Below are 22,366 nucleotides of genomic sequence, written 5' to 3'. Positions count from 1 at the left end.
ATTGATTGCAGAGGGACTGGATGCAGCATTCGAATCATCGCACCGCAGCGCTCATCGCGTCGAAGCCGGCTCGTATCATCACGAGCGCCGCGCTCGCCGTTGCGTTGACGGCCACGCCGATGCTCTCCCCCGTCGCGGCGTATGCCGCCTCGCAGGCAACGCAGGATCAGCTTGCCGCCGCCCAGCAGAAGATCGAAGCCGCCACGAGCGCCTACAACGATGCCCGCACCAAGCTCGACGATCTGCAGAAGCAGATTGACGCCAACGAGGCAAGTATCGAAAAGATCGAGGCGAAGCTTCCCGATCAGCAGGAAAAGGCATGCACCGCCATGCGCGATCTGTACAAGTACCAGAAGGGCACCAACCCCATCGTGAGCTTCCTGGTCAACGCACAGAGCCTGGGTGAGTTCATCACGACCTGCAAATACACCAACCAGATCACAAGCTCGAGCGTCGACGAGATCGAAGAGCTCAATAACATGCAAACCGAACTCGAGCAGAACAAGGCCGAGCTCCAGCAGGCCAAGTCTCAGCTTGAGGCAGAGCAGAAAAACGCCGAGGATGCGCTGGCGCAGGCCCAGCAGCTCCGCAGCGAGGCACAGGCAAAAGCCGAGCAGGAAAATGCCGCCGAGCTTGCCAAGCTTGAGGCCGATAAGGCCGCTGCCGCCGAGAAGCTCTCGGGCGAGGGCGTGAGCGGCAGCAATTCCAGCAGCCAGGCCACCAACGCCAACACCACCATCGACACCACGGTGAACAACGCAAACACCGGTAGTTCCGATTACGATTCGTTCATTAATGAGTGGACGAGCCGCATCGACAATTACCTCGCCGGCTCCCCTATGGCAGGCCAGGGCTATAACTTTGCCGTCGCCGCTTGGAATACCGGCGTCGACCCCCGTTGGTCCCCCGCCATCGCCTGCATCGAGAGCACCAAGGGTGCTTATTGCGCCAATTCTTACAACGCCTGGGGCTGGAGTGCACGTGGCGGCGGTTGGCGCAGCTTTGGCAGCTGGAGCGAGGGCATCTTCGCTCACGTTGCCTATCTGGGCGCCAACTACGGCTCCACCCTTACCCCGGCTGCGGCCAAAAAGTACTGCCCACCCACGTGGCAGGACTGGTACAACAAAGTCGCCGCTCAGATGAACCGCATCTAAGTGCAACTGTAAAGGGCCCCAATGGGGCCCTTTTCTTTTAGGTAGCGGAGGTATCGACGACGCCGGTCGCATTGGCAACCGCGACTATGACGATCATGCATAGGAGCAGCACACCCAATGCCTTGAGCCAGAGTTTCGCGAGTTTCTTGCCGCGATAGCTGTCGAGCAGTGCGAATCGCCGACGTAGACGGCGCTTATCGAGCACCGCAAAATGCGTAAGCGCCATAAGGCCATCGACAAAGAAAAAATACTCGATTATGAGAAGCCACGTCGGGTAGCTTTGGTTTGCTCCCGTGGGTTGAAAGACGGCAAAGTGACTTCCGGCAAAGAACACAAGCAGCGAGAAGCAGACGAGCGTATTCCAAATGCGCCCCAGGGACTCCGGAACGCGAGAGAGCAGACCGCATGCAGCGGAGGTGGCAGGCCTAGGAAGCCTTGCGGGGTTCTGGAGCCCTTGGGGCGTCAACAACGTCTCCGAGGCCGGAGTACGGACAGGCGCAGGCGCAGGAGGCCGCACGGGGCGACTCAGATCGTATGCCACGCGCGTCGCCCGTCCCAACGCTTCCGCACTCGCAAAACGCTTGGCCGGGTCGAGCGCCATCGCCATGCAAACGACATCGGCCAATGGGCCGGGAACGCCGCATGCCTCGCATTGTTCGCGCATGTCCCGACCCGGCTTGGGGTCGACTCCCGTCAAACAAAAGAACAGCAGGGCACCGAGCGCGTAGACGTCGCTTCGCACGCTCGTCTGTCCAAACCCATACTGCTCGGGAGGCGCATAGGGCCGTGTCCCAAACTTGACAGTATCGGCATCGGCGCCATCGCGCCACACGCGCGCGATCCCCAAGTCGATAATCACCAGCGATGAAAACGTCAGGCCGTCATCAGGCGTATAGTTGGCACCTGTCACGATGATATTCGACGGCTTGAGGTCGCGATGGATCACCGGCGCCGAAGCCTCCCCCGCCATTGCAAAACCGGCATGGAGCTCGCCCACGGCGTCGCAAAGGACAGGATACAATTCACGCGCATAATCGGGAGCGGATCCCAGACGGTCCACCAGTGCCCCGAGTGTCTCCCCTTCTATGTATTCCATAACCACGTTGAGCTCGTCGCCCGCACGACGACAATCGACGATTCTGGGCAGGTGCTCAAAACGCCTGCCTGCCCGCTGAGCGGCAAACAGACGCTCGTATGCCCCGCCGATTTGAGCGGAAGCATCGATGCGTTTACGGACAAAGGGACCGAGCGAACCACCGCCGGTTCCTTCAAAGTACACGAGCTCGGTTGTTTCAACGGACGAGCGCTTAAGTACACGCTCCACGCGATAGCTGTCGTCGCGATCGAGCGACGCCAGGTGCTCGGCAAGCGCTGCGGTCAGCTCGTCATTGGAATATGTTGGGGTCTGAGTATCCATAGCCTCCATCATAGCGCAGGGCGCAGACACCCCATGGCATCCGCGCCCCGTTCGTTTGCATCGTTGTTCGACAGCTCCGCCAGCTCGGATATCAGCGGCTAATTCACCGTCTCCTCGCCAAAGCGATACAGCTCCTCGTTGACCTTTTGGAGGCTGCACCCGCGATCGATGCAAAAGATGATAATCGCATCGCGGCGGTCCTTGCAGTTAAGGACGCTTACCCCGGCAGCCGTCAGCGCACGGTTGGTCTCTTTGAGCGTCAGCGCCATCGCAAAGGCAATCTGCAGTACCTTATTGCGACTCGGATGACGCGCACCGGTAAAGATCTGATAGCCAAAGGTCTCATTGAGATCGGCCATACGAACCACGCGCGAGCGCTCCAAGCCCTTTTCCTGCAGTAGCTGCTTCAGGTAATCCGAAAGCGACGGGGCGGCAAAGTCGTGCTCCCTGATATAGCCATCGATGTTCGGCGCATCGAGAAGCTCATTGAGCAACTCCTCGGTCAGTTTTTTATCGGGCATACGACTTCACCTCCCATCCGGCGCAACGGTAGCGACATGCTAGGCCAGCACCCAGCTTGCAGTGGCAGACTTATCAAACATGTTGGCAAAATACAGTGCCTTCTTGATATCGCCATCAAAGTAGATATTGCCCGCCACGGAGCCACCGGCGGAAAGGGTACCAGACTGCAGCTCATCGGAGCCCTCGCTGTAGTAACCCTGATTCTGTTGGGCGCCGTTGGCGTCCTCGCCCTTCCAGTCGTAGATATTGTAATCTGCGCCCTCATCGCCATTGTTGACGTACGTGACGTGAATGCCCGTCATGGTCGAACCGTCATAATTTGTAAGGCCGGGCTGGACGGAATCGACAACGACGGAAAGACCGGCAGCTGTGGTCACCGTCGTGCCAACCGCCAGGTCAGTCGTAGGCTGCTCTTCCTTCTTCGCCTCTTCCTTCTTGTCGCCATCGCCAGCGTCCTCGGTGACGGTCGCCTTATCGCTACCACAACCGGCAAGAAGACCGGCAGTCCCCAAGGCGACGGTGGCGAATGCGCCAAGTGCAGCGCGACGGCTCAGCAGCACTTCGTTTTCGAGCTTTTTCATTATGCATCCTTCCTACGATCCGGCTACCGCGCCGGTACACAGCACATCGTAGGAAGGATTAAACTTGAATTCATTAGCTGAGAGCTAAGGCCGCGGTAAACGGCCAATGCTCACAGCAATAACCGGGAGCAGCAGCAAGCCGCACCCGCACCCACCAGGACTATATATGGCAGACTGTCGGCGTCGTTCCATCGTCACTCCAAGCCAAGCAATCGTTTGTAGACATCGAGGCCCTTGAGCAAAATTTCCTCGTCAAAGAGCATGGTATCGGTGTGAAGGGCGCTCGTGGCATAGGCGGGACAGCCATCCGAATCGCTCGGGTTTTCTTGACCCTCCGGCACGCCCGTGCCCAGCAAGAAGAACACGCCCGGCAGATGGCGCTGATAGAACGCAAAGTCCTCGGCAATTAACAGCGGCTCCTCCACAAGCTGCAGGCCGGGCAAGGCAGGCGCGACGCTGGCAAACAACTCGGGGTCGTTGTCGACCGGCGGATAGCCCTCGGCAAAGTCGAGATCGTACGTACAGCCCGTTGCAGCGCATGCCTCATCAAGCACGCGGCGCACGCCCTCGCGCGCCCGGTCGAACATGTCGTCCGTAAACACACGCAGGCTTCCGGCCACATGGGCCTCCCCCGCTACCGCGTTGCAAACCGTACCGGCCTGCAGCAGACCAAACTTGCCGATGCAGGGCTCGTCGCCGCCCAGCTCGTCCATCAGCTCGCGCTCGGCAACCAAAAACTTCGCTGCCGCCAACGCGGCATCGTGCGACTCCTCGACCGGCACGCCATAGGTCTTAGCAATATGGATGCTCGCACCGTGAATATAGATATGCGTCTCGCTCGAACGCGCCAACAGCGGACCGGAACAGCTCGCCAACGTGCCGGCAGGCAGATCGGGCCACACATGGAAGCCAAAAATGCGGTCGACCCCATAGCGCTCGAACACGCCGCTCTCGCATACCGTCTTGGCACCACCGGTCGTTTCCTCGGCCGGCTGGAACACAAAGAGCACGTTGCGCCTCATGGCGCCCGGCTGCTCGCGAATCGTACGGTCGACATACGTCGCGGCGGCAAGTGCCATGGCCATGTGACCGTCATGTCCGCAAGCGTGCATCTTGCCGGGATGGGTCGAGGCAAAGGCCGCCCCTGTCGCCTCCTCAATGGGCAGCGCATCCATATCGGCGCGAATCGCCGTGGCATGCGCGGCATCAACGCCGGCGTCGAAGAAAGCGCAGACGCAGCTGGGGCACGGATGGGTCACTTCGCAGGTGAGCGGTGCCAGCACGCCCTCGATATAGGCAATGGTTTGCGGAAGATCGAAATCGAGCTCCGGAATGCGATGGAGATCGCGGCGATAGCGACGGAGTTCTTGGAGCTCGGTCATAGAGGATCCCTTCGTGAGGCACATTTGTTGCAACTTATTGTGATACAGGATTGTGGCGCACATGTTTCCAGCATATCCCTGCATTTTTTAAACGTTATATACGAATACTCTTGTTTGGTAAAGTGCATCGTGATAGGGTCTTTACCACTTGATAGAGGCGCGGGCACGAAGAGCCGCGGGCGAGCCGGCAGGCTTTGACCCCGCGGGGAGGCGAAACCCGCCGAACTGGGTTTTTCGGGCACGAACAACCTGGTGGGCCTGCGGGGAACACCCACAGGACTGTCTGCAGCAATGCGGGAGCGCTATCCGGACATTGGGTCCACGCTATGCGGATTCGATGCGCAGATGGCGCCGTCTGGATAGCGAGGTTTACGGGACATGGCATTGACCCCCAACGAGGCATATGCGGCCAAGCAGCCGTTTGTGGACAAGGAGACGCTCGAGCATATCGTCGAGCAGTTCCCCACGCCGTTTCATCTATACGACGAGGCGGGCATCCGCCGCAACCTGCAAGAGGTGCGCGACGCCTTTGCGTGGAACCCGGGCTTTAAGGAATACTTTGCCGTCAAGGCCAACCCCAACCCGGCACTCATCTCCATTCTCAACGAATACGGCTGCGGCTGCGATTGCTCGAGCTATACCGAGCTCATGATCGCCCGCTCGCTGGGTATCACGGGACACGACATCATGTTCTCGTCCAACGACACGCCGGCTGCGGACTTTGAGCTCGCCGACAAGCTGGGTGCCATCGTCAACTTTGACGACATCAGCCACATCGAGTTCTTTGAGCGTGTTGCGGGGCCCATCCCCAAGACGGTCAGCTGCCGCTTTAATCCGGGCGGCCTGTTCCAGCTCTCCAACGGCATCATGGACAACCCCGGCGACTCCAAATACGGCATGACCACCGAGCAACTCTTCGAGGCCTTCCGTATGCTCAAGACCAAGGGTGCCGAGGACTTTGGCATCCACGCATTCCTTGCCAGCAACACCGTTACCAACGACTATTACCCCAAGCTCGCGCGCATCCTCTTTGAGCTTGCCGTGCGCCTGGAGCGCGAGACCGGCGCACACGTCGCCTTCATCAATCTATCCGGCGGCGTCGGCATCCCCTACCTGCCCGAGCAGCAGGCCAACGACATTCACGCCATCGGCGAGGGAGTGCACGCGGCATACGACGAGATCCTGGTCCCCGCAGGCATGGGCGATGTGGCAATCTACACCGAGATGGGCCGCTTTATGATGGGCCCCTACGGCTGCCTGGTCACCAAGGCCATCCACGAGAAGCAGATCTACAAGGACTATATCGGTGTCGATGCAAGCGCCGTCGATTTGATCCGCCCCGCCATGTATGGTGCCTACCACCACATTACGGTGATGGGTCAGCCGGGCGGCGCCGACAAGGGCACAGCGCCCGTCACGAACACCTATGACATCACGGGCAATCTGTGCGAGAACAACGACAAGTTCGCCATCGATCGCGAGCTACCGCATATCGACATGGGCGACCTGCTTGTAATCCACGATACCGGTGCGCATGGCTACTCCATGGGCTACAACTACAACGGACGGCTGCGCTCCGCCGAGGTCCTGCTGCGCCCCGATGGCGCGGCCGACCTCATCCGCCGCGCCGAGCGCCCGGGCGATTACTTTGCCACGCTCGACGTGCTGCCGTGCGGCCGAGAACTGTTGGCCAAGTCGCGCGCCGAAAGTGCCCGCCACCGCGCCCAAGACGAGCGCCTAGCAGTCGCCGCCCAATGGAACAAGCGCATCCAGATCGCCGAAGCGAAGGAGAAGAACATGGACATCCGCAATCTCGAGGGCTCAATCGTCGCCCTGGTTACGCCGTTTAAAAAGGACGGCAGTGTCGACTTTGATGCGCTCGAGCGCCTTATCGATTTCCACCTGCAAAATGGCACCGACGCCATCCTCGCCCTGGGCACCACCGGCGAGAGCGCCACGATGACCGACGACGAGGACAACTCCGTTGTCGCCGCGGTGGTCAAGCAGGTTGCAGGACGCGTCCCCGTCATCGCCGGCTCGGGCTCCAACTCCACGCAGACCATGCTCACCAAGTCGCTCACTTACCAGGGCTTGGGAGCCGACGGCCTGCTGCTCATTACCCCCTACTACAACAAATCCAACGAAGAGGGTATCTACCAGCACTTTAAGACCGTCGCCGATGCCGTAGACATCCCCTGCATCCTGTACAACATCCCCGGCCGCTGTGGCTGCGGCATCAGCGAGCGCAACGTGGAGCGCTTGGCCGCGCACCCCAACATCATGGGTATTAAGGAAGCCTCGGGCAACGTCGCCTACGCTGCCAAGATCGCCCACCTGCTGTCCGACGACTTCCGCATGTACTCGGGCGAGGACGCGCTCACCGTGCCGCTCATGAGTCTGGGTGCTTCGGGCACCATCAGCGTGTGGGCCGACGTGCAGCCGCAGCTCGTACATGACATGTGCCGCGCCTATCTGGACGGTGACGTGGCACGTGCCCGCGATATCCAGATTGCCGGCCAGCCGCTCATCAATGCCCTCTTTAGCGAGGTCAACCCCATCCCCGTCAAGGAAGCGCTCGCCCAGATGGGTATGATCGAGGCAAACTACCGCATGCCGCTGTGCCCCATGGCAGACGACACGCGCTCCGCACTTACCGATGCTCTGAAGGGAGCTGGTCTGCTTGATTAAGACCGTCATTATGGGAACGGGCCGCATGGGCTCGCTCATCCGCACTACCGCCGAGGGTATTGTCGACGCTGCCGGAGACCCCGTTTTTGACATCGTCGCCCAGATCGGCTTCGACTTGTCCGAGCTCGAGAACGCTCCGGCAGCCGACGTCATCATCGACTTCTCGAACGTTGCGACCTTCGACGCCGTCGTCGCCTATGTCGAGCGCACGGGCACGGCGTTGGTCTCGGGCACCACAGGCTATACGCCCGAGCAGATGGATCGCCTGCGCGAGCTGGGTCAGAGCGCCCGCGTCATGCACTCCGGCAATTACTCCATCGGTATCGCAGCCCTGCGTCATCTGGTGGCACAGGCCACGCGAGAGCTGCCCGGCTTTGACTGCGAAATCGTCGAGACGCACCACAACCAAAAGGTCGACGCCCCCAGCGGCACTGCCAAGTTGCTGCTCGACGCCGTCGTCGAAGCCGAACCCGAGGCAGGCTACCACCCCGTCTATGGCCGCGAGGGCATGTGCGGAGCGCGCGACCCCAAGGAGATCGGCGTGCACTCGCTGCGCGGTGGCACTGTCGCCGGCGTGCACGAAGTGAGTTTCTTTGGCCAGGACGAGGAGGTCACGCTCACGCATCGCGCCACGAGTCGTCAGATCTTTGTCAACGGTGCCTTGGCAGCCGCGCAGAAACTCGTCACCCGCGAGCACGGCTTCTATACCTTCGACCAGGTCATGTTTGCCTAACCAGGTATCAACCGGATCCACCCAAAGGAGAGACCGCAAATGAGCAACGCAGCCGAAATGGATGCACAGGAGATTATCAACTATATCGCCACCGCGCCCAAGAAGACGCCCGTCAAGCTGTACGTGCGCGAAAAGCCGGGCATGAAGGTCCAGTGGGGCAGTGCGCATGTCTATGGCGGCCGCCGTGGCAAGACTGTATTTGGCGACTGGGATGAGCTCAAGGCAATCCTCGACGCCAACGTCGATTCCATCGACTACTACGATGTGGAGAACGACTGCCGCAACTCCGCCGTGCCCATGCTCGACCTCAAGGGCATCAACGCCCGCATCGAGCCGGGCGCAATCATCCGCGACCGCGTCGAGATCGGCGACCGTGCCGTCATCATGATGGGCGCCATCATCAACATCGGCTCCGTCATTGGCGAAGGCTCCATGATCGATATGGGCGCCGTGCTGGGCGGTCGCGCCACCGTGGGCAAGAACTGCCACATCGGAGCCGGCACCGTGCTGGCAGGCGTCGTGGAGCCCGCCAGCGCCACGCCCGTCATCATCGAGGACGACGTTATGATCGGCGCCAATGCTGTGGTCCTGGAAGGCGTGCGCGTGGGCAAGGGTGCTGTCGTTGCCGCCGGCGCCGTGTGCGTCGAGGACGTCCCCGCCGGCGCCGTGGTCGCCGGTGTCCCTGCCCGCGTTATCAAGATGCGCGACGAGAAGACCGACAGCAAGACCGGTCTCGAGGAAGGCCTGCGCCAGCTCTAATAGTTACGCGGTTTTACCAAACCGCGTAACGGCTCGACGCTCCAAACGACCCAGAGCGGCAATCTGACGTTCAATCGTCGGGCATGACCAGAAGGTCAATGCCCTCCTCTTTCACGTCACCTTGCTCGCTCTGGGTCGTTTTCGCTGACTTATGCTCAACCTGCAACGTGATTAAGCCCCAAGTAAAAAGGCCGAAACCCCATCCAGGGCTTCGGCCTTTGCTTTCCCGCTGTAGGCGCAACGCAACTTATCGGTTCTCGATGCTGCCGATGTTTTTGAGCTCGATGGAGATGAGGCCGTTGGGCTCGTTGACAAACTCGATGTACTCGGAGTTTGAACCCATCTCGGCCGGAAAGCTGATCTCGATGCCCGTGTCGGTACGAATCTTGTGATTGCGTACGGCCGCGCGTTCGACCTGCTTGCGCTCCACGGGCACGCGCTCGGGCACCTTCTCCTCGGTCAGTGCCGCGCGCACGCTCTCCTTGATGACCGGCTCGTCCTCAAAGACCTCATCGACGATATCCCAAGGCGGCAGCTCCTCGTCGTCTTCAACCTTCTCGGCAACGGCGGCTTTGACCTTGGCGAGCGCTACGGCCGTGTTGGCGCCGTGCTCCTCGGCGACTTCCTCGACCACGCGCGTCACCGTGTCGATGACCTCCTTACCCGAAACCCCCGTGTCGCACTGCAGCAGGCCGTCGGGAATGAGCATGCGGTCCTCGCCGGCAATCTTGCGCTTCTTATCCACGTAGCCGATCTCCATGGTGCTTGCACGCACGATGGCATAGCTCGGCACCTTTTGCGAGGGGTTTGGCAAAATGGCGTAGTGGCGCGCGATGTCGTTACGAACCTCGCCCTCTTCGCGACCCACCTCGTGCATGAATGCCTGCTTGGAGCCCAGCAGCATCACGGCAAACCAGCGGGCATCTTCATCGTCGTCAAAATCGGCCACAAGCACGTCAGTGGACTCGGCTTTCTCGGCCTTGGTGAGTTCGGAAGAGATGAACTCCGCAATCTGCTGAGACAAGTCCACGAACTCACGCTCACCAAAGAAATAGCCCTTGAGCTCGCCGCCAAACGCAGAGTTCTCCGCAAACGTGGCGCGCTTATTGTCGGCCGAGGTACGTGCGCGGCGCAGATGCGTGGCCACAAAGCTGCGCACGGTGCGGCTTTCGATATCCAGCTCGCGCTGGCTCATGACGTTGACGGCAGAGTCAAAGTCCAGGATATGCAGAATCGCGTGATTGATTTTCATATACGGCATTCCGTTCTAGATCGCTTTTGGCACGAACCAGTATAGCGGTCGAGTCCACCCCAGGCGCATCGAAGATTGGTGCAAACAAGCCTGTCCCCTTTGCATAAAAAAGCGCCCGGGTCACATGGGCCCGGACGCCTTCGTTGTAGCCTGTTACTTATACGAGCCGAATTTAGCAGGAAAAGTCGACGCTGTCGATAATGTCCTTGAGGGCCTTTGCGGAGACGGTGAGCTCATGCTGCTCGTCATCGTTCAGCGGCACGGGAACGCGGCAGACAACGCCGTCGCGGCCAACGACGGTCGGCATGGAGATGGCAAGATCGGACAGGCCGTACTCGCCCACCATGAGCGAGGAGACGGGCAGAACGGTCTGCTCGTCACGCATGACGGCAGTGCAGATGCGCTTTACTGCCATAGCGACACCGTAGTAGGTGGCGTGCTTCTTCTCGATGATGGTGTAGGCGGAGTTCTTGACGTCCTCGGCGATGCGCTTCTCGGCAGCCTCATGCTCCAGGTGGCCGTGAAGCTCGCAGAAGGTGTTCAGCGGCACGCCGGCAACCTGAGCGCTGGACCAGGCGACAAACTCGGAGTCGCCGTGCTCGCCCATGACATAGGCCTGAACGTCGCGCGGGTCAACCTCGACGTGGGCGCCGAGCATTTGCTGTAGACGGCCGGTGTCGAGCACGGTGCCGGAGCCGATGACATGGCCCTCGGGCAGACCGGACATCTTGATGGCGGCGTAGGTCAGAACGTCGACCGGGTTGGAGACGATGAGCAGAATGCCGTCGAAGCCAGACTTCTTAATCTCGGGAATAATGGACTTAAAGATGCTGACGTTCTTGTTGACCAGGTCCAGGCGGGTCTCACCGGGCTTCTGAGCAGCGCCAGCGGTGACGACGATCATGGCGGCGTCGGCGACATCAGAATAATCGCCGGCGTAGATCTTCATCGGCTCGGCAAACGTCATGCCGTGCGCAATATCCAGGGCCTCGCCCTCGGCGCGGTTCTTGTCCACGTCGATGAGAACCATCTCGGAGAACAGACCACTCTGCATCAGCGCGAACGCCGAAGACGAACCGACGAAACCGCAGCCGACAATAGCGACCTTCTTCTCGTTAACCATTAGAAACTCCCATCTCTCTCCACAAACAAGCCGCCCGGGAACGACCCGAGCGGCTTGCCGTAATCCCAATGCATCCAATCGGGACTTTGATTATGCTCCTATACGCAGCCAAAAATCGACCGTTTACCGAAATTGTTTGCAGGATTCGTAAAATAACTGCACGAAATCGGTTTCGAGCTATTGACGAGCCCAAATAGTCTTCTAATACAGGCCCACCTCGCGGATGGCCTCGACAGCCAAAGCGATCTGATCGGGCGGCAGGACCAGCGCCATGCGCACGTGCCCCTCGCCCGAAGGGCCAAAGCTCGCGCCCGGCGTCACCACAACGCCGGCCTTCTCCATAAGCTCCTCGCAGAACGCCATGGAATCGGTGCGGCCACCGGGAAGCTTGGCCCACACAAACATAGAGCCATGCGCGTTGGGACGCTCCCAGCCCAGGTCCTCAAGACCGTCGCACAGGGCATCGCGGCGCTCCTGGTACTTCAGACGTTGCGCCTCGACCTCATCGCGCGGACCATTGAGGCAGGCGATGGCGGCCTTCTGAATCGGGAAGAACATGCCAAAGTCGATCTGGCTGCGCAGCTTGGCAAAGGCAGAGACCACATCCTCACGGCCGACCAAAAAGCCGATGCGCGCACCGGTGACGTTAAACGACTTGGAAAGCGAGAAGAATTCCACGCCCACCTCGAGCGCGCTGGGATACTGCAAGAAACTGCCGCCGGGCTCGCCGTCAAACACGATGTCGGAGTACGCGTTGTCATGGACGATCAGCAGGTCGTGCTCGCGGGCGAAGGCGATGATCTCCTCGTAGACCTCGGGCGTGCCCACCGAGCCCACCGGGTTGGCGGGCAACGACACGATCATGTACTTGGCACGATCGGCCACCTCGGGATCGATGCCCGCCACATAGGGCAGGTAATTGTGCTCCGCCACCAGCGGATAGTACTCGAGCTTGGCATCGGCGATCTTGGCGCCCGCCTCAAAGACCGGATAGCACGGATCGGGAACCAGAATGGTGTCACCCGGATCGAGCAGGGCCAGGCCCAAATGACCCACGCCCTCCTGCGTGCCGTTGCACGACTGCACCATGGACGGCGTAATGCCCGAAACGCCAAAGCGACGCTCATAGTAATCGCACACGGCCTGCTTAAGCTCGGGCAGGTCGCGCAGGGAATACTTCCACATCTCGGGATTTTGGGCGGCCTGCGTGAGCGCCTCGACCACGTGGTCGTACGGCTTAAAGTCGGGCGTGCCCACGCTCATGTTGTAAATGGTCTTGCCCTGAGCCTTCAGCGCAAGAAGTTTGTTGTTGAGCGAGGCGAAGACCTCCGCGCCAAAGCGGTCGAGACGCTGCGATGCCTGCATGGTGCCACCTTTCGATATAAAAAATACGGCGCTCCGACAAGAGCGCCGCGCGATACGGGCCATCAGATTGCAAAAGTGTAACGCTTGCAACCCCCGTATTGGTTCAATTTAGCCAACCTTAGTCAATTGGATTGAGCGCGTCGATCCGCGCAAGCCACAGACGCGAGCTGGCGTCACTCGGCATACGCCAATCGCCGCGCGGGCTGAGCGTCACCGAGCCCACCTTGGGACCATCGGGCAGACAGCTGCGCTTAAACTGCTGGGCAAAGAAGCGACGATAGAACGTACGCAACCACGTGTGAACGGTCTTGGCGTCATAGACGCCCTCAAAGCTCTTGAGCGCCATACGGTAGATCTTGCCCGGCTCAAAGCCAAAACGCAGCAGGTAATAGAGGAAGTAATCGTGCAGCTCGTACGGGCCCACCAAATCCTCGGTCTTCTGAGCAATCTCACCGTCGCCCGTCGGCGGCAGAAGCTCGGGGGACACCGGCGTATCGAGGATATCGAGCAAGACCTCGGCAATACGCCCGCCAAAGACATCAGCGGCATAACGTACCAGATGGCGCACAAGCGTCTTGGGCACGCTCGCGTTGACGGCGTACATGCTCATGTGGTCGCCGTTATAGGTAGCCCAGCCAAGCGCCAGCTCCGACAGGTCGCCCGTGCCGATGACAAAACCGCCAGCCTGGTTAGCCAGATCCATCAGAATCTGCGTACGCTCGCGGGCCTGACTGTTCTCGTAGGTCACGTCCTGAACGGCCGGGTCGTGCTCAATGTCCTTGAAGTGCTGCTCCACGGCCGTGTGGATCGAAACCTCGCGGAAGCTCACACCCAGGTCGCGAGCGAGCGACTCGGCATTCGACTTGGTGCGATGTGTCGTGCCAAAGCCGGGCATGGACACGGCTGTGATACCGGTGCGCGGCAGCCCCAGCGCATCGAAGGCACGCACGGTCACAAGCAGTGCCAGCGTGGAATCCAGGCCGCCCGAAAGACCGATGACTGCAGCCTTGGTACCCGTATGGGCAAGGCGAGTCTTGAGGCCGGCAGTCTGCAGATTGAGGATCGTCTCGCAGCGCCCGGCCAGGTCACCATGGTCGGCCGGCACAAAGGGCGCGCGGGGGAAGACACGGTCGATGTCAAGCGCATCACGCAGGACAGGTTCTTCGGCCAGCATGCCCTCAAACGAAAACTCAACAATCGTGGCCTCCGGCGCATCATCCGCGCGCGTCCACGTGGTCGAACGACGACGCTCGGCAACCAGACGGTCGAGGTCAACGTCGGCCACCGCCATATCGCAGGTGAGGAGCTTCGTGGCGGCGAGCTTCGAACCGTTTTCGTAGACGAGGTTCTCGCCTGCAAAGACCATGTCGGTCGTGGACTCGCCCTCGCTCGCGTCCGCGTAGGCATAGGCGCAGTACAGGCGCGCACTCTGATTGGAGATGAGGCTGCGGCGATAGTCTGCCTTACCGATAATCTCGTCCGAGGCCGACGGATTGAGGATCACCGTCGCACCGGCAAGCGCCATCTCGGTCGAAGGGGGCGCCGGCACCCACAGGTCCTCGCAGACCTCAATACCGAGTACCAAATCCTCGGCGCCCTCATCACAGCAGCGGTAGACAAGCCCCGGACCCAGCGGAACCGGACCCTGACCGGCAAACTCAACCCACACGGGATCGGCGGGCGCCGGAGCAAACCAACGGCGCTCATAGAACTCGCCATAGTTGGGCAGATACTTCTTGGCCGTGAGGCCCAAAAGCTCGCCCGCGCAGCACACGGCGGCACAGTTGTAGATATTCTCGGCCACCGCAACGGGAAGACCGATGGTAAAGACAATCGGCAGCTCGCGGGTTTCATCGAGAATATGTGCCAGTGCAGTCTCGCAGGTATGCAGTAATGTGCGGTTATGGAACAGATCAGCCGCGGTATAGCCAGTCAGATTAAGCTCGGGCAGCACCAGAGCACGGACACCGCGCTCGACCGCCTCGCGAACAGCCGCCAGCGCAACCTCGGCATTGCCCTCGACATCGGCCACGCGAATCCGCGGCGAGGCCGCCGCCACACGCAAAAAGCCATCAGACTGAGAAAGGTGAAGATTCATAAGAATGCTCCCGTGCGTAGACGCCATTCACAACAATTAGCAAGCCCTATTGTAGTTCAACCGCCGGGTGTAACCGCATCCCACCAATTTGGTGAGCTATTGATGAGTTGATGGTATCTGTTAAATGTCACGTACGATTCACATCTGGTGGGTACCCTGATGGCTACACGAAACGAAGCAGATTTACACCGGGAGGGCCCCGTATGACAACCAAGTACACCGACGCGCCGCGCACGCGCGTCATGACACCGGCCGCGCTCAACAACGGCGTTCACGAAAACCATTCCATCGGACAGACCATGGCCATCGCGCCCAAAAAGGGCCTGTTCGACGACATTTCCATTCCCCAAATCATCGCCGGCGCCGCAGCTGCCGCCACGAGCGTCGCACTTGCTTCTAAGATCGGCATCGCCGGATCGGTGATCGGTGCCGCCGTGAGCTCGGTCATCACCGTTGTGTCCTCGCAGGTCTACCGCCACTTTATCTCTGCCAGCGCCAACGCCCTCAAAGGCACGCACGCCGCCGTCGACTACCCTGCCAGCGCCTATGAGCCCGTTGACCTTAATGCCGAGGAGCACCTGGGCGGCGCCGCGACTACGCAGGAGATGCGTCAGGTTGCGGGGCGCGCGACCACGGCGCGCGTCGCCCCCAACAGCCTGCGTGCCAAGGCGGCGGCAGAGCGCAGCCAGACGCAAAAGAAGGTCATCGTCTTCTCGATCGCCATCGCCATCGTCGCGGTCATCGCCTGCGCTGGCGCCATCCTTATCACCACCGCCGGTGAGGGTCTGGGCGAGCGCCCCGAGCCAATCCTATCGTCGCGCACGACCGAGCACGACGCGGATAGCACTGGTCAATCGCAAAGCCAGCAGGACGACTCGCAGGGCAACTCCGCATCCACCGATTCGTCCTCGAGCGCCCCCGATCAATCGCAGGGCGCCGATTCCTCTGTGAACAACAGCAGTACGCAATCCGGCACAACCGACTCAAGCCAAACGACTGACAGCTCTCAGCCGAGCACGGGCGACCAGACGAGCGGCAATACATCGGGCACAAGCTCCACCGACAACAGCAACACCAATAGCTCGAACAGTTCGAACAGTTCGAGCGGATCCGCGTCCGGCACGCCATCTGACAGCTCGAGCCAAGGCACGGCATCGGGCAACTAAGCACGTTTGGCTCTCACAGATAACCGACCTGCATAACGGGCGCGAACCGGCAACGGTCGCGCCCGTTTGCCTTGGGCGACGAGATGGCAAGCCCCATGCGATGGTAAGATGCTTTGGTGTGTATAGAGGAGATTTGCCATGAGCAAGACAATAGTTAAGCCCACACTATCGCTGGGCAACCACATCTATCTGTATCGCCTGCTGCGCGATGCGATTGGGTGCGGCAAGCAAACGTTTATGACGCAGGTCGAGGAGGCGCTCGCCGCTGGTGACATGGCCGCTTATGACCTGGGCTTCGAGTCCACGCGCGAGCTGCTCGAGGAGCTCGACGACTGCATTAAGCTGACCGTCTTTAAGGGCGGCCGTCTGTATGCCACCGTCATCGCCAACGAGGCCTGGGATGCCGCCCTTGCCAAAGGCGAGGACAAGCCCAAGGCCGCCAAGGGAGCCAAGCAGTCCTACAAGAAGAAAAAGCGCGGCGAGAAGGACCTCAAGGCCGTGCGTCCCAAGCACGTTAAGCGTCCCGAGCCCGAAGCCATGGTTGAAGCCGTACCGGAACCCGAGCCCGAGACAGGGATCGAAGTCGCTATTGAGGTAGCAGCAGGAGCCGAAACCGAAATCGCCGCCACGACCGATCCCGAAGTCATATCAGAGCAGGAAGCCACTGCGGAGCTCGACGAGACTCCCAAGTCGACAACCGAAGAAGCCGCTAACCAGCCCGAGACGCCTGCGTTCCAAAACAGCGATGTTTTTGGCGACGAGGCCGAGGACGATCAGTCCGACGAGCCCGCGGATCAAGACGCTACCGAGTCGACACCGGAGCCCGAGACGCCGCAGCCCGCCATCTCGCTCACGGTCGTCTATGACCCCGAGAACGCAAACGCCGGCATCACCACCATGGCATCCACGCCAGCCGAGGCAAAGCCATCTGTCGAGGCAGAGGATGCCCCGCGAGCCGATGCCAAAACCGAGACCGCAGACACGTCCGTCTCCGTGGAACCGACGGATTTCGCAGTTAAGCCGGAAACAGCGCCTGAGCCTGCCATCGAGTCCGCATCCGCATCTGCCTGTGACCAGGTTCCCGCACCTGCACCGGCTCCGGTCCCCGTTGCAGTACCTGTCACCACACCCGCAGCACCGACCATCCCCGAGGACTTCCCCGTCGATTTCACAACCGAGGTCTTCTGCCCCGGCCCATTGCTACACCAGCTGTCGACCTATCTCCCCTACGGCGCCGACACGCTCGGCATCGTCGGCGAGTACTACTGGATCGCCCGCGAGCGCGGTGCCATCGAGGCCGCGCGAAACCGCGCAAGCTTCCCCCTGCGCTACACGCAGGCCGGCGAGCGCCACGAAGTCACTGTGCGCATCCGCCGCAACACCACCGGCGGCCTCGGAGCCACCTGGACCATCGACAAAGTCGAAGAACCCGAGCAGTAACGACAAACGGCTCAAATCCAAATCAGGATTTGAGCCGTTTTTATTTGTTGATGTTGCGTAACCAACAGCGAGCGGGCCGCAAGTGCCCCAGGATGCCGTGAAAGAGGAGCGACGCGTACTTCGGTACGCGAGCGACGGTTTGAACGGCAAGATGGGGTGCTTGCGGCCCGCGCAGCGTCGAGCAGTTACGCGGTTTGGTAAAACCGCGTAACAAATTAGTCACGCGTCAGCTTGCGGTGAATACGATGCGGCTGGGCTGCGTCCTCGCCCAGGCGCTCGATGCGGTTGGCCTGATAGGCCTCGAAGTTGCCCTCGAACCAATACCAGTTGCCCGGATTCTCGTCGGTGCCCTCCCACGCCAGAATGTGCGTGGCGACGCGGTCCAGAAACATACGGTCGTGGCTAATGACCACCGAGCAGCCCGGGAACTCGAGCAGCGCCGCTTCGAGCGAGGACAGCGTCTCGACGTCGAGGTCGTTCGTGGGCTCGTCGAGGAGCAGCAGGTTGCCGCCCTGCTTGAGCGTAAGCGCCAAGTTCAGACGGTTGCGCTCGCCACCGGAAAGTACGCCAGCGCGCTTCTGCTGGTCCTGGCCCTTAAAGCCAAAGCTCGCCACGTACGCGCGGCTGGGGACCTCGGTCTCGCCGACCATCATGTGGTCCAGGCCGTCCGAGACGACCTCCCATAGGTTCTTGTCGGGGTCGATGCCGGAACGGTTCTGGTCGACGTAAGAAATCTTGACGGTCTCGCCCACCTCGAGCTCGCCCGAAGTCAGCGGCTCCAGGCCCACGATGGTCTTGAACAGCGTGGTCTTGCCCACACCGTTGGGGCCGATGACGCCCACGATGCCGTTGCGCGGCAGGGTGAACGATAGGTCGTCGATGAGCACGCGGCCATCGAACTCCTTGTGCAGGTGATGGGCCTCGAGCACCTTGTTGCCCAAACGCGGGCCCACAGGGATGCGGATGTCGGTCCAGTCGAGCTTCTGGCTTGCGCGGGCCTCGGCCTCCATCTCCTCGTAGCGAGCCAGACGGGCCTTGTTCTTGGCCTGACGGGCCTTGGGGCTGGAGCGCACCCACTCGAGCTCGGCCTCCATGCGCTTAGCGAGTTTGGCGTCGCGGTTACCCTGAGCCTCGATACGGGCGGCTTTGGTCTCCAGATACGTGGAGTAGTTGCCCTTGTAGGGATAGAGGTGACCACGGTCGACCTCGCAGATCCACTCGGCAACGTTATCCAGGAAGTAGCGATCGTGTGTGACGGCAAGCACCGCGCCCTGGTAGTTGTGCAGGAAGTGCTCGAGCCACAGGATCGACTCAGCGTCCAGGTGGTTGGTGGGCTCATCGAGCAGCAGCAGGTCGGGAGCTTCGAGCAGCAGCTTGCACAGGGCCACGCGACGGCGCTCGCCGCCGGAAAGCACATTGACCGGCATGTCGGAATCGGGCAGCTGCAGGGCATCCATAGCCTGGCCGAGCTTGGAATCGATATCCCAGCCGTCGGCGGCATCGATTTCGTCCTGGAGCTTGCCCATCTCGGCCATGAGTGCGTCCATGTCACAGTCCGGGTCGCACATCTCCTCGCCGATCTTATTGAAGCGATCGACCTTGGCGATCATGTCGCCAAATGCCATGCGCACGTTCTCGATGACGGTCTTGTCGTCGTCGAGCGGCGGCTCCTGCTGCAGGATACCCACGGTGTAGCCGGGGGTAAGTCTGGCATCGCCGTTGGAGACCTCTTCGATGCCGGCCATGATCTTGAGCAAGGTCGACTTGCCCATACCGTTAGGGCCCACGACGCCGATCTTGGCACCGGGGTAGAAGCTCAGGGTCACGTCGTCAAGGATCACCTTGTCGCCATGAGCCTTGCGAGCCTGATACATCTGGTAGATAAACTCCGCCATTTGCCTGTTTTATCCTTTCTACCTGCTGTTTCCCTATTCTTGTTTCGCTTTAGTGGAAACGAGATGAGAAAACCAGCTCTAAAACGTAACGAAAAAGGGGCACGGTTGCCCATACCCCCTAATACTACCTGGGAAAAGTCCCCTGGAACATACTATGAACTGCGTACGCTAGTTTTCCGCAACCTTAACGAGCGGCTCGCTGCGATTTGCGCCACAGCAGATACGAGTAGACGTAGACGACTCCGACCGAACCAAACGCCAGAACCGCAATCACCGCGGCGACAACTTCACTCGAAAGCACGCTACCCGCAACGCCCATCACAATCAGACCAACACCCAGCACCATAAAGCAGGCACCGCCAAAGCGCTGCGTACGGCGCCAGTTCTCGGGATCGGCAAGCGCCCAGGGCGTCTTGATACCGAGCGTATAGTTCTGCTTCACACGCGGCAAGTAGTTGCCTACGCCAATGAACAGCAAACCGACAGCACCGGAAATCAGCGCGTTGACCGAACCGACCGCCGGCACCACGCCCCAGACCGTAAGCTCTCCCAGCCAGCTTATACCACAAATGAACAGGGTGAAGGCGATTACGAAGCCCTGATAGAACTTACCCGAGGTTCGATATGCCTCACCTTTGGGATCGATGCGCGGCACCACGTAGAACATTGCGAGAAGCACCAGGGGCAGCACGCCGTGCGCGGAGGCCATCCAGCTGGGACCCCAACCGTCAACGCCGTTCGCGCCCCAGTGCGTGGGAATCTGCGCAGGCAAGCTCGGCATCACCATAAGGTGCGCTACGATATTGGCGACGCACAGAGCGACCAGCGCGATCCACACGCGTGGCGATACCCCCGTGGCGTGAATGCCCTTGTTTTCGTTATTCATCCTTATCACCTTCAGTGTTTGTAAAGCCCATAAACCAACCGATCAAGTCCTGCATGACGGTGGTGTTTAAGCTGTAAACGATGTTTTGGCCATGACGTTCATCGGTCACCAACCCGGCGTTTTTGAGCGTCGCCAAATGATGGCTCAACGACGGCTTGCTGATATCGAAATGCTCGGCAAGCTCCCCGGCCGTGCGGTCGCCCTCGCGCAGTAGTTCTAAAATGCGCCGCCGCGTAGGATCGGCCAGCGCTTTAAAACCCTCTCCCGGCATAGGACCTCCCCTCAGCAACTCTCATGACACGCACACTATACTCGATATTTAGATGTTTGTCTAATTATCTAATACAGCCGCATCTATAGAACATTTGTTCGTATTTAGCTACAATGGAAGTTGAAGCAGATGGGCCAGCTCCCTCTATCCGAGAAGGAGATGGACTATGAGTATTGACGATGTCCTGACGTTGTTATTGCTTGTAATCGCGGCTGTGGAGCTCGGCATCCACATTGGAGGCCGAATGAAATAGCCGCCCCCGCGTAATGCGAAGACGGCCACTTCTCACGCCATAAACGTGTTTCGGAGTTGGCTAACCCGCGGCAACGGGCGCCATCTGCTTCAATCTTATGCGAATCCCAATCCCATTTCAACAAACCCCAAGGGTTCAAATGGAATCGTGATAATACCCTTGATTATCAACTTTATCCGAACACCTCCCACATTCATCCGTACATGTGCGGATGAATGTGGGAACCCGATACCCTGAGGGCCGGATCGGCCGGCCCCGGGAGATCGGAGGACGGCATGTCCGGAAAGAAGAAGAGCGGCTCCGCAAGGGCGGTCCCGAGGGCCTACGGAAGGCTCACGAGGCACGAGCGGGACACGGTCCAGAGGATGCTGGAGCGCAGGGCGTCGTGCAGGGAGATCGCGAGGGAGCTGGGCAGGTCGCCCTCGACGGTGAGCGCCGAGGTGGCGTCGCACAGGTTCGTGACGGCGCCGAAGGCCAGGCGCGGCGAGCGCGTGGACGCCTCCGCCGACCTGTCGGCGGCCTGCCCGCGCCTGGCCGCGTGGCCGCGATGCTGCAACGGCTGCGGCCGGTACCGCGCGATCGGCTGCAAGCGCCGCCCCCACGTCTTCTACGAGGCCCGGGCCGCGCAGCTGTGCGCCGACTCGGTCCTCGTCTCGTCCAGGCGCGGGATAGACGCCGACGAGCCCGCCGCGGCGGCCAGGCTGGAGGCGATAAGGGACTGCCTGCGCCGGGGGCTGTCGCCCGAGCAGATGGCGGCGCGCAACGGCGGCCCGGTGGACCTGTCGCCGTCGACCATCTACCGCTGGGTCTCGGCGGGCTACGACGGCATGACCAACATGGAGCTCAGGCGCAAGGTCGGCTACAGGCCGAGGAAGCGCGCCGCGGGCCGGGCGGCGACCCGCCACTCCGCCCGCAGGTCGCATGCCGCGTTCCTCGCCCTCGGGGAGGACGCGTGCGCCGCGGCCTGGGAGATGGACACCGTCGAGGGGGCCCGGGAGGACTCCGCCTGCCTGCTCACGCTGCTGCACCGCCCCAGCAGGCTCCAGCTCGCGCTGCCGCTGGAGGAGAAGACCGCCGGGTGCGTCGCGGGCGCCCTGGAGGGCGTCCGGGCCGTCCTCGGCGCCGACGGGACGCGCCGCGTGTTCCGCGCCGTCCTCACCGACAACGGCGCCGAGTTCTCCGACGAGGCGGCGATCGCGGCGCTCATCGGCGAGGGGCCGGGCGAGACGAGGCTGTTCTACTGCGACCCCGGGCGCAGCGACCAGAAGGGTGTTAGCGTCAATCTATTTTTCACCAGTTTCGCTAAACAGGCGCGCCGTTCGCGCAAAGGCGGTTTCACCGGTTGCGCTAACGTATTTTCACCGATTCCGGTCACGGCTCG

General features: G+C 60.9%; 18 protein-coding genes and 1 riboswitch. Of the genes, 7 read left to right on the top strand and 11 right to left on the bottom strand.

Annotated elements, in window-relative coordinates:
* The first annotated feature begins 20 nt into the window (after positions 1-20).
* Positions 21-1,154 carry a coiled-coil domain-containing protein gene (locus tag ACTNBB_RS05300; RefSeq protein WP_441057017.1) on the top strand — a complete coding sequence of 378 codons (1,134 nt, stop codon included), beginning with the start codon at positions 21-23 and terminating at the stop codon, positions 1,152-1,154.
* A 37-nt stretch (positions 1,155-1,191) separates the two neighbouring features.
* Here ACTNBB_RS05300 and ACTNBB_RS05295 read toward each other — a convergent pair whose 3' ends face one another.
* The 4 genes from ACTNBB_RS05295 to ACTNBB_RS05280 all read right to left on the bottom strand — a co-directional run bounded on the left by ACTNBB_RS05295 (position 1,192) and on the right by ACTNBB_RS05280 (position 5,056).
* On the bottom strand, positions 1,192-2,571 hold the full coding sequence (locus ACTNBB_RS05295; RefSeq protein ID WP_441057015.1) for a serine/threonine protein kinase: 1,380 nt from the start codon (positions 2,569-2,571) through the stop codon (positions 1,192-1,194).
* A 98-nt stretch (positions 2,572-2,669) separates the two neighbouring features.
* Positions 2,670-3,092: an XRE family transcriptional regulator gene (locus ACTNBB_RS05290; protein WP_154517313.1), complete on the bottom strand. Its 423-nt coding sequence runs from the start codon at positions 3,090-3,092 to the stop codon at positions 2,670-2,672.
* Positions 3,093-3,131: 39 nt separating this feature from the next.
* Positions 3,132-3,674 (bottom strand): DUF4352 domain-containing protein, encoded by a 543-nt coding sequence (locus ACTNBB_RS05285; RefSeq protein WP_154517316.1) that lies wholly within the window; start codon positions 3,672-3,674, stop codon positions 3,132-3,134.
* Positions 3,675-3,868: 194 nt separating this feature from the next.
* Positions 3,869-5,056, bottom strand: coding sequence for an N-acetyldiaminopimelate deacetylase (locus ACTNBB_RS05280; RefSeq protein WP_441057013.1), 1,188 nt, complete (start codon positions 5,054-5,056; stop codon positions 3,869-3,871).
* 144 nt (positions 5,057-5,200) lie between these two features.
* Positions 5,201-5,369: riboswitch (Lysine riboswitch) on the top strand.
* A 65-nt stretch (positions 5,370-5,434) separates the two neighbouring features.
* Here ACTNBB_RS05280 and dapA point away from each other — a divergent pair.
* From dapA to dapD, 3 genes are read left to right on the top strand one after another with little or no spacing between them, the layout of a single operon-like run.
* Positions 5,435-7,744 carry a 4-hydroxy-tetrahydrodipicolinate synthase gene (gene dapA, locus ACTNBB_RS05275; RefSeq protein ID WP_441057011.1) on the top strand — a complete coding sequence of 770 codons (2,310 nt, stop codon included), beginning with the start codon at positions 5,435-5,437 and terminating at the stop codon, positions 7,742-7,744.
* On the top strand, positions 7,737-8,477 hold the full coding sequence (gene dapB / locus ACTNBB_RS05270; protein WP_441057009.1) for a 4-hydroxy-tetrahydrodipicolinate reductase: 741 nt from the start codon (positions 7,737-7,739) through the stop codon (positions 8,475-8,477). Before dapA ends, dapB begins: the two co-directional genes overlap by 8 nt.
* A 39-nt stretch (positions 8,478-8,516) precedes the next feature.
* Complete coding sequence (gene dapD / locus ACTNBB_RS05265; protein WP_427747945.1) at positions 8,517-9,236, top strand: 2,3,4,5-tetrahydropyridine-2,6-dicarboxylate N-acetyltransferase; 720 nt, start codon at positions 8,517-8,519, stop codon at positions 9,234-9,236.
* Between the two features lie 247 nt (positions 9,237-9,483).
* Here dapD and ACTNBB_RS05260 read toward each other — a convergent pair whose 3' ends face one another.
* The 4 genes from ACTNBB_RS05260 to ACTNBB_RS05245 form a co-directional block, all read right to left on the bottom strand.
* Positions 9,484-10,488 carry a nucleoid-associated protein gene (locus ACTNBB_RS05260; RefSeq protein ID WP_441057007.1) on the bottom strand — a complete coding sequence of 335 codons (1,005 nt, stop codon included), beginning with the start codon at positions 10,486-10,488 and terminating at the stop codon, positions 9,484-9,486.
* Between the two features lie 172 nt (positions 10,489-10,660).
* Positions 10,661-11,611: an L-lactate dehydrogenase gene (locus ACTNBB_RS05255; protein ID WP_022094138.1), complete on the bottom strand. Its 951-nt coding sequence runs from the start codon at positions 11,609-11,611 to the stop codon at positions 10,661-10,663.
* A 201-nt stretch (positions 11,612-11,812) separates the two neighbouring features.
* Positions 11,813-12,976: a pyridoxal phosphate-dependent aminotransferase gene (locus ACTNBB_RS05250; protein ID WP_441057005.1), complete on the bottom strand. Its 1,164-nt coding sequence runs from the start codon at positions 12,974-12,976 to the stop codon at positions 11,813-11,815.
* A gap of 118 nt (positions 12,977-13,094) precedes the next feature.
* Positions 13,095-15,074 carry an NAD(+) synthase gene (locus ACTNBB_RS05245; RefSeq protein WP_441057003.1) on the bottom strand — a complete coding sequence of 660 codons (1,980 nt, stop codon included), beginning with the start codon at positions 15,072-15,074 and terminating at the stop codon, positions 13,095-13,097.
* A gap of 203 nt (positions 15,075-15,277) precedes the next feature.
* On the opposite strand from ACTNBB_RS05245, the gene ACTNBB_RS05240 reads away from it, so the two are divergent.
* Together ACTNBB_RS05240 and ACTNBB_RS05235 are read left to right on the top strand one after the other, a co-directional pair.
* The gene (locus tag ACTNBB_RS05240; protein WP_441057001.1) at positions 15,278-16,240 is read left to right on the top strand and encodes a hypothetical protein; all 963 of its coding nucleotides are present in this window, start codon (positions 15,278-15,280) and stop codon (positions 16,238-16,240) included.
* A 138-nt stretch (positions 16,241-16,378) separates the two neighbouring features.
* The gene (locus ACTNBB_RS05235; protein ID WP_441056999.1) at positions 16,379-17,680 is read left to right on the top strand and encodes a hypothetical protein; all 1,302 of its coding nucleotides are present in this window, start codon (positions 16,379-16,381) and stop codon (positions 17,678-17,680) included.
* Between the two features lie 215 nt (positions 17,681-17,895).
* Here the strand turns inward: ACTNBB_RS05235 and ettA are convergent, their stop codons facing one another.
* The 3 genes from ettA to ACTNBB_RS05220 all read right to left on the bottom strand — a co-directional run bounded on the left by ettA (position 17,896) and on the right by ACTNBB_RS05220 (position 20,732).
* A complete protein-coding gene (gene ettA, locus ACTNBB_RS05230) occupies positions 17,896-19,575 on the bottom strand; it encodes an energy-dependent translational throttle protein EttA (protein ID WP_055251458.1) in 1,680 nt (559 codons plus the stop codon).
* Positions 19,576-19,759: 184 nt separating this feature from the next.
* A complete protein-coding gene (locus ACTNBB_RS05225) occupies positions 19,760-20,461 on the bottom strand; it encodes an SdpI family protein (protein WP_441056997.1) in 702 nt (233 codons plus the stop codon).
* On the bottom strand, positions 20,454-20,732 hold the full coding sequence (locus tag ACTNBB_RS05220) for an autorepressor SdpR family transcription factor (protein ID WP_154517353.1): 279 nt from the start codon (positions 20,730-20,732) through the stop codon (positions 20,454-20,456). Before ACTNBB_RS05220 ends, ACTNBB_RS05225 begins: the two co-directional genes overlap by 8 nt.
* 528 nt (positions 20,733-21,260) lie before the next feature.
* Between ACTNBB_RS05220 and ACTNBB_RS05215 the strand changes: the two genes are divergently transcribed.
* Positions 21,261-22,366: transposase (locus tag ACTNBB_RS05215; RefSeq protein WP_441071039.1), on the top strand; the 1,106-nt coding region annotated here is incomplete at its 3' end.

It is taken from the genome of Collinsella sp. HCP28S3_B9, assembly GCF_052066095.1.
In the GTDB taxonomy this organism is placed as follows: Bacteria; Actinomycetota; Coriobacteriia; order Coriobacteriales; family Coriobacteriaceae; genus Collinsella.
Note: the sequence above shows the minus strand (reverse complement) of the source record. Positions and strands in the feature narration are given on the sequence as shown.

Bases quoted from the DNA above. Each gene is read 5' to 3' on its own strand.
- ACTNBB_RS05300 (WP_441057017.1), top strand. From the start codon at position 21: ATGCAGCATTCGAATCATCGCACCGCAGCGCTCATCGCGTCGAAGCCG.
- ACTNBB_RS05295 (WP_441057015.1), bottom strand. From the start codon at position 2,571: ATGGATACTCAGACCCCAACATATTCCAATGACGAGCTGACCGCAGCG.
- ACTNBB_RS05290 (WP_154517313.1), bottom strand. From the start codon at position 3,092: ATGCCCGATAAAAAACTGACCGAGGAGTTGCTCAATGAGCTTCTCGAT.
- ACTNBB_RS05285 (WP_154517316.1), bottom strand. From the start codon at position 3,674: ATGAAAAAGCTCGAAAACGAAGTGCTGCTGAGCCGTCGCGCTGCACTT.
- ACTNBB_RS05280 (WP_441057013.1), bottom strand. From the start codon at position 5,056: ATGACCGAGCTCCAAGAACTCCGTCGCTATCGCCGCGATCTCCATCGC.
- dapA (WP_441057011.1), top strand. From the start codon at position 5,435: ATGGCATTGACCCCCAACGAGGCATATGCGGCCAAGCAGCCGTTTGTG.
- dapD (WP_427747945.1), top strand. From the start codon at position 8,517: ATGAGCAACGCAGCCGAAATGGATGCACAGGAGATTATCAACTATATC.
- ACTNBB_RS05260 (WP_441057007.1), bottom strand. From the start codon at position 10,488: ATGAAAATCAATCACGCGATTCTGCATATCCTGGACTTTGACTCTGCC.
- ACTNBB_RS05255 (WP_022094138.1), bottom strand. From the start codon at position 11,611: ATGGTTAACGAGAAGAAGGTCGCTATTGTCGGCTGCGGTTTCGTCGGT.
- ACTNBB_RS05250 (WP_441057005.1), bottom strand. From the start codon at position 12,976: ATGCAGGCATCGCAGCGTCTCGACCGCTTTGGCGCGGAGGTCTTCGCC.
- ACTNBB_RS05245 (WP_441057003.1), bottom strand. From the start codon at position 15,074: ATGAATCTTCACCTTTCTCAGTCTGATGGCTTTTTGCGTGTGGCGGCG.
- ACTNBB_RS05240 (WP_441057001.1), top strand. From the start codon at position 15,278: ATGACAACCAAGTACACCGACGCGCCGCGCACGCGCGTCATGACACCG.
- ACTNBB_RS05235 (WP_441056999.1), top strand. From the start codon at position 16,379: ATGAGCAAGACAATAGTTAAGCCCACACTATCGCTGGGCAACCACATC.
- ettA (WP_055251458.1), bottom strand. From the start codon at position 19,575: ATGGCGGAGTTTATCTACCAGATGTATCAGGCTCGCAAGGCTCATGGC.
- ACTNBB_RS05225 (WP_441056997.1), bottom strand. From the start codon at position 20,461: ATGAATAACGAAAACAAGGGCATTCACGCCACGGGGGTATCGCCACGC.
- ACTNBB_RS05220 (WP_154517353.1), bottom strand. From the start codon at position 20,732: ATGCCGGGAGAGGGTTTTAAAGCGCTGGCCGATCCTACGCGGCGGCGC.